General features: G+C 60.0%; 10 protein-coding genes. All 10 read left to right on the top strand.

Annotation, left to right across the window (positions count from 1 at the left end; translation table 11 throughout):
* Positions 1-7 precede the first annotated feature (7 nt).
* Complete coding sequence (locus tag GNZ12_RS17620) at positions 8-1,552, top strand: efflux RND transporter periplasmic adaptor subunit (protein WP_172311964.1); 1,545 nt, start codon at positions 8-10, stop codon at positions 1,550-1,552.
* Positions 1,549-4,767 (top strand): efflux RND transporter permease subunit, encoded by a 3,219-nt coding sequence (locus GNZ12_RS17625; protein WP_172311966.1) that lies wholly within the window; start codon positions 1,549-1,551, stop codon positions 4,765-4,767. Before GNZ12_RS17620 ends, GNZ12_RS17625 begins: the two co-directional genes overlap by 4 nt.
* Positions 4,764-5,117, top strand: coding sequence for a copper-binding protein (locus tag GNZ12_RS17630; RefSeq protein ID WP_172311968.1), 354 nt, complete (start codon positions 4,764-4,766; stop codon positions 5,115-5,117). Before GNZ12_RS17625 ends, GNZ12_RS17630 begins: the two co-directional genes overlap by 4 nt.
* Positions 5,118-5,404: 287 nt before the next feature.
* A complete protein-coding gene (locus tag GNZ12_RS17635) occupies positions 5,405-5,782 on the top strand; it encodes a VOC family protein (RefSeq protein ID WP_172311970.1) in 378 nt (125 codons plus the stop codon).
* 855 nt (positions 5,783-6,637) lie between these two features.
* The gene (locus GNZ12_RS17640; RefSeq protein ID WP_172312011.1) at positions 6,638-7,669 is read left to right on the top strand and encodes a CDP-6-deoxy-delta-3,4-glucoseen reductase; all 1,032 of its coding nucleotides are present in this window, start codon (positions 6,638-6,640) and stop codon (positions 7,667-7,669) included.
* A 56-nt stretch (positions 7,670-7,725) separates the two neighbouring features.
* Positions 7,726-8,199: a VOC family protein gene (locus GNZ12_RS17645; protein ID WP_172311972.1), complete on the top strand. Its 474-nt coding sequence runs from the start codon at positions 7,726-7,728 to the stop codon at positions 8,197-8,199.
* Between the two features lie 18 nt (positions 8,200-8,217).
* Positions 8,218-9,198 carry a fumarylacetoacetate hydrolase family protein gene (locus GNZ12_RS17650; protein ID WP_172311974.1) on the top strand — a complete coding sequence of 327 codons (981 nt, stop codon included), beginning with the start codon at positions 8,218-8,220 and terminating at the stop codon, positions 9,196-9,198.
* A gap of 439 nt (positions 9,199-9,637) precedes the next feature.
* Positions 9,638-10,729: a porin gene (locus GNZ12_RS17655; RefSeq protein ID WP_172311976.1), complete on the top strand. Its 1,092-nt coding sequence runs from the start codon at positions 9,638-9,640 to the stop codon at positions 10,727-10,729.
* Positions 10,730-11,185: 456 nt separating this feature from the next.
* Positions 11,186-11,821: a malonic semialdehyde reductase gene (locus tag GNZ12_RS17660; protein WP_172311978.1), complete on the top strand. Its 636-nt coding sequence runs from the start codon at positions 11,186-11,188 to the stop codon at positions 11,819-11,821.
* A gap of 178 nt (positions 11,822-11,999) precedes the next feature.
* A partial coding sequence (locus GNZ12_RS17665) for a helix-turn-helix domain-containing protein (protein ID WP_235993790.1) occupies positions 12,000-12,178 on the top strand: 179 nt, incomplete at its 3' end.

Genomic DNA, 12,178 nt, shown 5'->3' on the forward strand with positions numbered 1-12,178 from the left:
GAAAAACATGAACCAGAAACTGATCGTACGCGCCGTTGCGGCAGTGTTCACGGCAGCCGTGTTGCTAGGCGCCGGCTATGTGATCGGCACCCATCGTGCTGCAACAGATGCACCCATGGCGTCGGCCGCGGCCGCGACTCCATCCGCACCCGGCGACAAGGTCGACCCAAAGACGGGTCGCAAAGTGCTCTATTGGCACGATCCGATGGTGCCGAAACAGCACTTCGACAAGCCCGGCAAATCGCCCTTCATGAACATGGAGCTTCAGCCCGTCTTCGCGGACGAAGGCGGTTCAAGCGGCATCAAGGTCGACTCCACGCTTCAACAGAATCTTGGCATCCGATACGCGACGGTGGTCCGGCAGGACACCGCTGAGGGTTTCGATGCGATCGGAACCACCCAGTTCGATGAGTCGATGGCCGATGTCGTCCAGTCGCGGGTGACGGGTTATATCGACCACCTGTACGCAAGTGCTCCGATGCAACGTGTCGCAAAGGGCGCGCCGATTGCGTCGCTCTTCGTTCCCGACTGGTTGGCGCCGCAGGAAGAGTACCTGGCGCTCAAGCGCGGCGGCATGGATGCCGGCCTGCTTGCGGCAGCACGTGCGCGCATGCAGGCGCTGTCGATTCCGGACGGACTCATTGCGAGCCTCGACCGAACCGGCAAGGCGCAGACCCACGCCACGCTATTCGCCCAGCAAACCGGCGTGCTGACGGAACTCAATGTTCGCGATGGTGCGATGGTGTCACCCGGGCAAACGCTTGCCAAGATCGCGGGTCTTTCGAAGCTGTGGTTGATCGTTGAGATACCCGAGTCGCTCGCCTTGCAGGTGCAGCCCGGCATGATGGTCGACGCGACGTTCGCCGGCGACGCGTCGCAGCACTTTAGCGGCCACATCCGTGAAATCTTGCCGGGCATCACTCCGGACAGCCGGACGCTGCAGGCGCGTCTGGAAATCGATAACGCCGGCCTGAAGCTGACCCCGGGGATGCTGATGCGCGCACGTGTCAGTGGGGCGAAACCGGTCTCGCGACTGCTTGTGCCGTCCGAAGCGGTTATCACGACGGGCAAGCGGTCGATCGTTATCGTCAGGAATAACGACGGCCGGCTGCAGCCTGTCCAGGTCGCGGTCGGTAACGATAGCGGCGACAGCACCGAGGTGACGAAAGGGTTGACTGAGGGCCAGCAGGTCGTCGCATCGGGCCAGTTCCTGATCGACTCGGAAGCGAGCCTGACCTCCGTGCTGCCGAAACTCGAAGGAAGCGCGGCACCCGGGGCGTCGGCCTCGGCGCCTGCTTCTGCCTCCGCGCCTGCCGCTGCGCAGACCTACGAGACGACCGGCAAGGTGGAAAAAGTCACCCCCAGCGACATCACGTTTTCGCACCAGCCGGTGCCGGCGCTGGGCTGGGGGGCGATGACCATGACCTTCGGTAAGCCATCTCCAACGGCATTTCCGGACGTCAAGGTAGGCGAGTCCGTGCATTTCGTATTCAAGCCGTCCGATGACGGCTACCAGTTGACGCAGGTCGAACCGGTCGGGGGTACGAAATGATTGCGCGCATCATTCGCTGGTCGATTTACAACCGCTTCCTTGTGCTGCTTGCAACCGTGCTCGTCACCGCGTGGGGCGTTTATTCGCTGACCCAGACGCCGCTCGACGCGCTGCCGGATCTGTCCGACACGCAGGTCATCATCAAGGCATCGTATCCCGGCAAGGCGCCGCAAGTCGTCGAAGACCAGGTGACGTATCCGCTCACGACGACACTGCTGGGTGTACCGGGCGCCACCACCATTCGCGCCTATTCGTCGTTCGGCGATGCGTTCGTCTACGTGCTGTTCGATGACAAGACGGACCAGTATTGGGCCCGCTCGCGCGTGCTCGAATACCTGAATCAGGTGCAGAGCCGTTTGCCTCCAGGCGCGACAGTCTCACTCGGGCCTGATGCCACCGGCGTGGGCTGGGTCTATGAATACGCTCTGGTCGACCGCACGGGCAAACACGACCTAGGGCAGCTCCGGGCCTTGAACGACTGGTTTCTAAAGTTCGAGCTGAAGTCGGTACCGGACGTTTCCGAGGTGGCCAGCATCGGCGGCATGGTGCAGCAATACCAGGTCGTTCTGGATCCGGACAAGCTTCGCGCCTACGGAATCACGCAGAGTGCGGTCGTGGATGCGATCGGCAAGGCTAACCAGGAATCGGGTGGTTCAGTGGTCGAGCTGGCCGAGTCCGAGTACATGGTCAGGTCATCGGGGTATCTGCACTCGCTCGATGACTTCCGCAATATCGTGCTGCGCACGAATGACACCGGGACCCCCGTTTTGCTCGGCGACGTCGCCCGCATCCAGATTGGACCGGAAATGCGCCGCGGCATTGCAGAACTGAACGGGGAAGGCGAGGTGGCCGGTGGAGTGATCGTGATGCGCTCGGGAAAGAACGCGCTGACGACAATCGAAGCGGTCAAGGCGAAGCTCGCCGACCTGAAGAAATCCCTGCCGCCAGGCGTCGAGGTCGTGACGACCTATGACCGTTCGCAGCTCATCGAACGCGCAGTCGACAACCTCAAGGACAAGCTTATCGAGGAGTTCATCATCGTCGGATTGGTCTGCGCGGTGTTCCTGTTCCATCTGCGCAGTGCGTTCGTCGCGATCCTGTCGCTGCCGCTCGGGGTGCTGGCCGCGTTCATCGTGATGCGCTATCAGGGCGTCAACGCAAACCTGATGTCGTTGGGCGGCATCGCGATCGCGATTGGCGCGATGATCGATGCCGCTATCGTAATGATCGAGAACGCCCACAAACATCTGGAAGCGTACGACCACAAGCACCCCGATACGCCGATCACAACCGCCCAGCGATGGGAACTGATCGCGCAGTCCGCGGCCGAGGTCGGTCCGGCACTGTTCTTTTCGCTTCTGATCATCACGCTGTCGTTCATTCCGGTGTTCTCGCTCGAAGGTCAGGAAGGGAAGCTGTTTGCGCCACTGGCGTTCACGAAGACCTACACCATTGCCGCTGCCGCCGGGTTGTCCGTCACGCTCGTGCCGGTACTGATGGGCTATCTGATCCGCGGCCGGATTCCGCATGAGAACGCCAATCCGATCAACCGGGTGCTGATCCGGCTGTACCGTCCATTGCTCGAAGCGACGCTGCGCCGGCCGTGGGTTGCGATCGGGCTGGCGGCTGTCGCGCTTGCTATCACGTTGATTCCCGTGTCGCGGCTCGGCGGTGAATTTATGCCGCCGCTCGATGAAGGCGACCTGCTTTACATGCCGACCGCCTTACCGGGTATCTCGGCAGACAAAGCCGCCGAACTGCTGCAGCAAACGGATCGTCTCATCAAAACGGTTCCCGAAGTGAAGACAGTGTTCGGCAAATCGGGACGTGCCGACACCGCGACCGATCCCGCGCCGTTCGAGATGTTCGAGACCACCATCCAGTTCAAGCCACGCAGCGAATGGCGCCCGGGCATGACGCCGGAGAAGCTGGTGGATGAACTCGACGCACGGGTGAAGATCCCCGGCCTGTCGAACGTCTGGGTGCCGCCAATTCGCAATCGCCTGGACATGCTGTCTACCGGCATCAAAACGCCGGTCGGGGTGAAGATCTCCGGGGCGGACCTCGGGCAGATAGACAGGATCGCTACGCAGATCGAGTCCGTCCTGAAGAACGTTCCGGGCGTCACGTCGGCATTGGCGGAACGCCTGAACGGCGGTCACTACATCGACGTCGACATCGACCGCCTCGCGGCCGCCCGCTATGGTCTGTCGGTGACCGACATCCAGTCCGTCGTGTCGACTGCGGTGGGGGGCGATAACGTTGGCGAGGTTATCGCGGGCCGCGAGCGCTTTCCGATCAACATTCGCTATTCACGGGAGATTCGGGACTCCGTCGACAACATACGTCAGTTGCCGGTTGTAACGGACCGCGGCGCGCAGATCACGCTGGGAGACGTGGCCACGATCAAGATCTCCGATGGCCCGCCGATGATCCGTAGCGAAAATGCACGATTGTCGGGGTATGTCTACGTTGACATTCGCGATACCGACTTGCAATCCGCCGTGAAGGCAATGCAGATCGCCGTTGCGCAGCACGTTGTATTCCCACCGGGTTATTCGATCGCGTGGTCGGGGCAGTTCGAGTATCTGGAGCGGGCGGCTGCGAAACTGCGAACCGTGATTCCTGTGACGCTCGTCGTGATTTTTGTGCTGCTCTTCCTGACCTTCAACTCGGCGGCCGACGCGCTCCTGCTTATGTCGACGGTGCCATTTGCGCTGGTCGGCGGGTTCTGGCTGATATGGATCCTGGGGCACGCGGTGTCCGTTGCCACGGCGGTGGGATTCGTCGCGTTGTCGGGCGTGGCGGCCGAATTCGGTGTCGTGATGCTGCTGTATCTGAAGGGTGCACTTAACCGTCGACTTGAGGAAGGGGAGCCCTTTACCGAAGAGACGCTTGTCGATGCCATCCGCGAAGGCGCGGTTCTGCGTGTGAGACCCAAGGCGATGACGGTCGCGGTTGTCCTCGCAGGCCTCATCCCGATCATGCTGGGCCATGGCTCCGGCTCCGAAGTCATGCAGCGCATTGCCGCGCCAATGGTTGGCGGCATGGTGACCGCGCCGCTCCTGTCGATGCTCATCATTCCGGCCGCCTGGCTATTGCTGCAACGCCGCCGCGTGGCGCGCATGAGAGCAAACACGCAAGAATCGCTTCAACCTCATGTAGTACCCAATGGCACGCTTGTGCCGCAAACTCACTCTGGAGAAAACCAATGAAGAAACTGATTACCCTGACGGCTACGTTCTGTACCGGTCTTACGCTCGCTGGCGCGGCGCTGGCGGCGGACGATATGGCGGGCATGAAGATGAACGGCGGCGCAATGGGTGCCGGGGTGCCGAACAACGCCGCGCTCACCGATGCGGTCGTCAAGAAGGTGGACTCGTCGACCGGCATGGTGACGCTCCAGCACGGCGAACTGAAGAACATCGGCATGTCGGCGATGACGATGGCCTATAAGGCCAGGGATGCGTCGATGGTCAAACAGGCGAAGGAGGGCGAAAAGGTCAAGGTTCGCGTTGAAAATGTGGATGGCACGCTGACCATCGTGAAGCTTCTTAAACAGTAACGGTTCGCGGTTGCACAGCGATGCGCCGGCGCGTTGTTCTGCCGCTAACGCATTGCTGTGTCAACGCGGACGCTGGTCCGCCGCCGGATCGGTTGAGTCCGCTATACGTCGTCAGCTTCCAGAGAGCAGATGTGTGGAAAAGCTCCACGATTCCACGCGTCGGCACGCTGGCGGAAAAGGAAGGGCACGTCGCAGTTCCCTGCGGCCGGGGCAATTTTCCCCAGGCATGATCCGCGTGTGCGTTCTATGCTGTTTGCACGGTCAATTGCCGTTCAGGAGAGACGCATATGTTCAATCACATTGGCTTGAGAGTATCAGACGTGCCGCGCAGTGTGCGCTTCTATCAGCAACTGCTGGCGCCGCTCGGTTTCGAATTGTGCATGCACGAAGGCGAGCTCGCGGGATTCGGCACACCGGGGCAGCCACAGTTGTGGCTGCATGGGGCGGGTGCGGTCGCCGCGGCGCCGCGCGGCGTGCACGTCGCGTTCGAGGCGACGAGCCGCGCAGCCGTGGAGCGCTTCCATAACGAAGGCATACGCGGGGGCGGCGTGGACAACGGCAAGCCCGGGCTGCGCTCCGACTACGGCCCGACGTACTACGCCGCCTTTCTGATCGATCCGGACGGGAACAACATCGAGGCGGTATGCATGCACGACGACGCATGAGCCACGCGGGGCAGGGGGAGTGACGTCCATCAGCGTGGGCGTCCTCAGCGCACCGTACTGTCATTTGGCGTCACGCGACAGGAGGTTTTCAACCACGCGTTCGGCCTGCGGCTGGCGCGTCCACCTTAATTCCTCGCAACTACCATCAAGTCAGGGAAACAACGCCCCCGCAGTTATGCCCATCAAGGCCAATTCTCGCATCACGGTCTCACGTTCCTTCACCACGATATCGATAGCGCTCAGGTATCGCTTGTTGTGAAGCTGCGCCGTCTGCAGGGTCGAGCCAATACGACAACAGTTCCGGCATGGGGGAAGGCACTTTCCGTCCGACCTCGAGCCGGTTCATGTCAGCGCGTCGAACGTCGACGTCCCATGCCTGATTCGATACCGTTCGATAGACCTTGGATGAGATGACGACGTGCCGGTGACAAGGCTTAGCCTCGGACATCGAAGGCCAAGGCGCGTCTGGATAGCGTCCCACGTAGGCGGGGAAGTCGTGCGGAACTACCTGAGTATGGATGTCGATGCATCCGCATTGCGAAGGCTGGTGGGCCGTTTCCGTTAGGGTAACTCCTGGTATTTTCAGACCGCATAATTAGTTGCAAAAACAACTTTAGTGAGCTCTAATTCGATCATGGCTTGGTTGCTTTTGCAATAATTGTCGCGGTGGCGGGGATGACATCGACTTTCAGCGTCCTCGAGCGGCAGCGCGCATCGCCCGACTTAGATGTATTCGCGGGCCTGGTGGATGCCGCCGTACAACTGCGCGACGACCCGGTAGCGCTACGCCAGCGGTGGGGTCGGAACGTGAAGGGCAGCCGGGTGGGGGTTGGACTCAAGAATGGAGACGCGAGAGTGAGTTTTGAAATACTACTGAAGCCAAGCGGAAATCGCTATGTCGTCGAAGAGGGCGAAACGGTATTGGCGGCAGCCATGAAGGCCGGTCTTTTCGTTCCTTATAGCTGCCGCTCGGGCGCTTGTAGCGCGTGCAAGGGGCGCGTCGTGGAGGGGCGCGTCGAGCATGGTCACGTACTCGAACGAGCCCTGCCACCCAAGGAGCGAGAGGACGGCTACGCATTGCTATGCTCGGCGAAGCCGCTTTCCGATTTGACCATCGAGGTGGAGGAGTTAACCGGCCTCGATGTCGTCAAGGCTTCGACCTACCCCTGCCGGGTGACTGACATCGCGAGACCGGCGCCCGATGTTGCCGTTCTGAGGTTACGACTTCCGCTGAACGAGAACTTCTTCTTCCGCGCTGGTCAGTACATAGACGTACTGTTGCCGGACGGCGTGCGCCGCAGCTACTCGATCGCTGTGCCGCCCGATCCGGTGTCGCTGACGCATATCGAGTTGCACATTCGCCATCACCCGGGCGGCCGCTTCACCGAGCACGTATTCTCGGAGCTTGCCCCGCGGGAGATGCTTCGCTTCGAAGGCCCGTTCGGTTCGTTCTTCCTTCGCGAATCATCCGACAAGCCCGCCATTCTGCTCGCAGGCGGAACCGGCTTCGCGCCTGTTAAAGCCATCGTCGAGTCTGCACTGCAACGCGGGAGCGCTCGTGAGTTTCACATCTACTGGGGTGGCCGCCAGCGGCGCGACCTGTATCTGGCCGATCTGCCGCGCAAATGGGCGGAGGATCATCCGAACGTCCATTTCGTGCCGGTGCTGTCCGAACCGGGAATGGATTGCGACTGGACCGGGCGCACGGGCTGGGTTCACCAGGCGGTGGCCGACGATTTTCCGGACCTTTCTGGGTATGAGGTTTATGCGTGCGGCGCCCCGGCGATGGTCAACGCAGCACGGGAAGACTTCACGAGCATGTGCGGTCTTCCTGCAGCGGCCTTCCACGCCGATGCGTTCCTGACGCAGGCCGAGACCGCGGCGTAAGGCCACACAATCGCCGATCGACACACCAGCCGTACATAGCACAATGGAGGCATCTTATGACGCTTGAAATCCCTGGCGAGGCAGTTGTCCCGCTGAAAAACAGCGGTGCGATCAATCGGCCCTACGTGCTCGGACATGGCACGCTCGAGTGCCGCGACATTGCCGAAACACGGCGCTTCTACGAGGAGTTCCTTGGTCTTGAAACCGTGCGCCATGCGGCCCCCGCATTCGCGTTCCGGCTGGGTTTGAAGTTCCATGTGTTCTGCGTCGAAGTGGGCGACAAGATTCACGACGTCTCGTTCCTTACCCACTGGGGACTCGACGTGCGCACTCGTGAAGAAGTCGACGCTGCTCATCGTTCGGCGTACGAGTACAAGGATCATTACAAGATTCGCCAGATTACCGACGTGACGCTGCAACATGGCGTGTACTCGTTCTATCTTCAGGACCTCGACTACAACTGGTGGGAATTTCAGTATTACGAAGGATTCCAGGACGAGGACGTCTTCGATTTCGGCGATCGCTTCTAAGCGGCAGGACAATTCGACATGAACGACCGTTACCATCTGCTGAGTTTCAACGACGAAGGGCGAGCGCGCGCCGGCCTGCTGATTGGCGAGCGTGTTTATCCATATGGCCCGCAGCTTGGCGAGTTGCTGCAGCTTGACATGCATGACCTGACGGTCACTGAACTTATCGGCCAGTGGGACAGATTGGGTCCGCAATTGCGCGAGGCAGCCGCTCGCATTAGCGCATCGACGACGTCGCTGCCGGGCTTCGCGCTCGATGCGGTAAAGCTGCTGGCGCCGCTGCTACCTGGAACCATCTACGGCGCAGGCGCGAATTACTATGATCACGTCGCGGAGATGGACCGCGCGTTCAATATGCCACCGTCGCCCGATCCTCACACGGTTTCGGGAGCACCGTGGCATTTTATCAAGGCTCCGTCATGCTCGGTGGTGGTGGGTACCGGGGAACACGTGACCTTGCCGCCTTACAGCCGCTGCGTCGATTGGGAGGCAGAGCTCGCGGTGGTCATTGGACGTCCGGCACGCAACGTCGCAGTCGAGGACGCGTTGTCGTATGTTGCTGGCTACACCGTGGCCAACGATCTTTCCCTGCGAGATGTATTCGTACGCGACTACATTGGCGTGCATTCACCGTTCCACTTCGACTGGATCTCCCAGAAGTGTTGGGAGGGAAGTTGCCCGCTTGGACCCTGGATCACGCCAGCAGAAGACATTCCGGACGTTCAGTCACTTGGAATCCGTCTTTGGCGTAACGGCGAGCTGCGTCAGGATTCGAGTACCGCCGAGATGATCTTCAGCGTTGCCGAACAACTCGCCTTCCTGAGCAGTCGCGTCACGCTGTATCCGGGCGACGTGATCCTGTCGGGCACGCCGGCGGGCGTCGGTATGCCGCACAACCAGTTCATCGAGCCCGGCGATGAGATGGAGGTCTGGGTCGAAGGCATTGGCACGCTCAAGAGCACGTTCATCACCGACGACGCCACAAGAGCGGATAGCTGAGAGAGAGGAGGCAAGGAGGGTTTCCTCGGCTTCCCGCCGTCCAAGGGCCCCGGGTTATGCAACCGTCTCCTTTGCCTACTGGGCAGCGAGCCAGTCTCGCATGAAACAGGTTGGTGATAGAAGGCTTCCGCCTTGCGCCGGGATTCATGACTGGAGGACTGGTTGCACTAAACGCCGCGCCCTGAGGCACGGCCTGGGCGATTGCCGCGAACCGTCGCGATAGATGCACGTCCACGCGCCGTGCAACAACAACAACAACATAGAGATGCGAACGGGCGTGGGTGGTCGATCGCAATGACACGGGTTCAGATCGGATTATCGCATCCACTTGATATTTATACGATAAGTTATCCTAATAATATTAATGAGCTTATTGATCAGCGTTCCCCTAGTCTTTTAAAACCAGGCATTGCGCCACAAAAATGGAGATTTGATCGTCATGAAAATCAAATGGAGCGCGACGTTGCTCGTCGCGGCGTCAGGGTTCACGTATGCCCAAAGCAGTGTCACGCTATATGGAATTGTCGATACAGGGCTGTCGTACTACAACCACGCAACAGTCCACGGTGGATCGGAGGTTGGGCTGCCTACTTTGACGGGTGAAGTACCGTCACGCTGGGGCTTGAAGGGTGTCGAGGACCTCGGCGGTGGCTACAAGACATTCTTTGTCCTGGAGAGCGGTTTTCAGCCGGGCACTGGTTCGCTGAACTATGGCGGGCGCCTCTTCGGCCGTCAGGCGAATGTCGGGGTAAGCAGCGACTACGGCTCACTCACGCTCGGCCGGCAAATGAACATGACGATGTACGCGCTGACGAACGCGGATGTGATCGGCCCTTCGATTCACTCGATGGCAAGCTTCGACCCGTATCTGCCGAACTCGCGCAGCGACAACGCGGTTGGCTATCTCGGCAAATTCCATGGCGTCACGCTCGGCGGAACATACAGCTTTGGCCGCGACGCCGCCGGTCCTGCGGGCCCGGCGGCGACCAACTGCGGAGGACAGGTGCCGGGCGACTTCGTTGCGTGCCGGCAATACACCGCGCTGCTTGCCTATGATTCAGCGAGCTTCGGTGCGGCAGCATCCTACGACGTGATGCGCGGTGGTACGGGTGCGTCGGCGCCGCTGAACAACAGCGCGTACACCGATACGCACAACATCGTCGACGGCTACGTGATTCTGGGCCCAACCAAGATCGGTGTCGGCTGGGTCAGAAACAACGTGGCAGCCGCGACCCATTTGCAGACAGATATTTTCTTCGCGGGGGCGACGTACTATGCAACGCCCTCGCTTTACTTCGACGCAGAAGGGGTGCGTTACCTGCAACGGGGGCCGGCGGGGAAAAATGACGCGAATTCGACATTGCTGATCGGTCGCGTGAACTACCTGATATCGAAGCGCACGATGGTGTACACGTCGGTCGGGTACATGTTCAACAGTGCGCTGGCTGCCAACCCGGTTGCGGCTGGCGGCACTGTCGAAACTGGCGCGGATCAGCTTGGCGTCATGATCGGTCTGCAGCAGAAGTTCTGATACGTCGTAACGGAGTAGGGGTGGGTAGCATGTGCCTTATTAAAATAGGAATCCTTATAAGTGTCGATTCTACGACCTGATGCGGGTGACTGAGGAGGGCTATAATTGCGTCCGCAACCAGACATTGCGGACGCGTTGAATGTTTGGCGTTCTACCGCGCGCAAAGTTGCTTTGCAATTCAGGACATATGCACGCTCTCGCTATCAATCTATTATCAGGCAAGCGTTTGGTCGTGTGACATTGGGTGCCCTCATCGAGGGTAGATGCTTCCCGGCAATGGTAGGGGCCGCAGCTTCGGGAATGCAAGAAGGGAATATGTCCAGCGCGCCGTCGCCGCAGGTGTTGATGCACGGGTTGAGGTCTGGATGGGTCGCGCTGATATCAAATGTTTAATCGTAGCCGCGTGAGCGAGCACTTCGTGCGAGTCAGCCGCGGCCTTCCGCTTTTGGAGAATTTATGAGAAACGCTATAGACGATGTTGCGCTCGATGTTCTGTTTCGTGAGGCACGTTCGTACAGGGCGTGGCTGGCCGAGCCGGTGTCGGACGAAATCTTGCGTCAGGTTTACGACTTGATGAGATGGGCTCCCACCAGCGCCAACGGCAATCCCGCACGGATCCTTTTTTTGCGCACCAAGGCGGCAAAGGAGAGGCTGTTGCCCGCACTCGCTCCCGGGAACGTGGACAAGACGATGAATGCTCCGGTGACAGCCATCATCGCTCACGACCTGAAATTCTACGAGAAGTTGCCGCAGCTATTGCCGCACGATCCTGGCATGCGCGATCTCTTCGCCAATGCACCGGAACTAGTCGACGCTACGGCGAAACGCAACTCCAGTTTGCAAGGCGCTTACCTGATTCTGGCTGCGCGTGCGTTAGGACTAGATTGCGGACCTATGTCGGGGTTCGACAACGCCAAGGTCGACGAGGAATTTTTTGGTGCAGGAAAGAGCGAGCCGAATTCCGCCGAAGAATTCTTTCCCGAAGGTCACATTAAGTCGAACTTCCTTTGCAATCTCGGGTACGGCGACAAGTCAAATCTGTTTGCGCGCGCGCCCCGCCTCGAATTCGATCAAGCCTGCACCCTTTTATAGATCTGTTCATCGGTCGCACGAAGCCAAACTGCCGCGCGACGTCGTGCCGAGATTTGGCCCGACGGCGACGCGGCACTTCCACTCGGGAAGCACCATAATCGCTAGCTAGTGTGATGCGTCACAAATAATGCAACTTAATCGCGATTTGTGAGTCTCCATGTACATGGAGGGAGAACTCATGAGAATCGCGGCGAAAGTTGAGCTGAGCGAAGCACAGCGCAAACAGTTGAAGACGTGGGCTACCGGCCGGACGATTCCGGTTCGACTGGCCGAGCGCGCCAAGATGATTTTGCTCGCAGCGCAGGGCAAGACGGACAAAGAGATCGGTGCGGACCTTGGTATCTGGCGAGGCACGGT

This window comes from Paraburkholderia solitsugae (assembly GCF_013177695.1).
Lineage (GTDB): Bacteria > Pseudomonadota > Gammaproteobacteria > Burkholderiales > Burkholderiaceae > Paraburkholderia > Paraburkholderia solitsugae.

Excerpts from the sequence above, each read along its gene's own strand:
- GNZ12_RS17635 (WP_172311970.1), top strand. The coding sequence starts at position 5,405 with ATGTTCAATCACATTGGCTTGAGAGTATCAGACGTGCCGCGCAGTGTG.
- GNZ12_RS17660 (WP_172311978.1), top strand. The coding sequence starts at position 11,186 with ATGAGAAACGCTATAGACGATGTTGCGCTCGATGTTCTGTTTCGTGAG.
- GNZ12_RS17625 (WP_172311966.1), top strand. The coding sequence starts at position 1,549 with ATGATTGCGCGCATCATTCGCTGGTCGATTTACAACCGCTTCCTTGTG.
- GNZ12_RS17630 (WP_172311968.1), top strand. The coding sequence starts at position 4,764 with ATGAAGAAACTGATTACCCTGACGGCTACGTTCTGTACCGGTCTTACG.
- GNZ12_RS17655 (WP_172311976.1), top strand. The coding sequence starts at position 9,638 with ATGAAAATCAAATGGAGCGCGACGTTGCTCGTCGCGGCGTCAGGGTTC.
- GNZ12_RS17650 (WP_172311974.1), top strand. The coding sequence starts at position 8,218 with ATGAACGACCGTTACCATCTGCTGAGTTTCAACGACGAAGGGCGAGCG.
- GNZ12_RS17645 (WP_172311972.1), top strand. The coding sequence starts at position 7,726 with ATGACGCTTGAAATCCCTGGCGAGGCAGTTGTCCCGCTGAAAAACAGC.
- GNZ12_RS17620 (WP_172311964.1), top strand. The coding sequence starts at position 8 with ATGAACCAGAAACTGATCGTACGCGCCGTTGCGGCAGTGTTCACGGCA.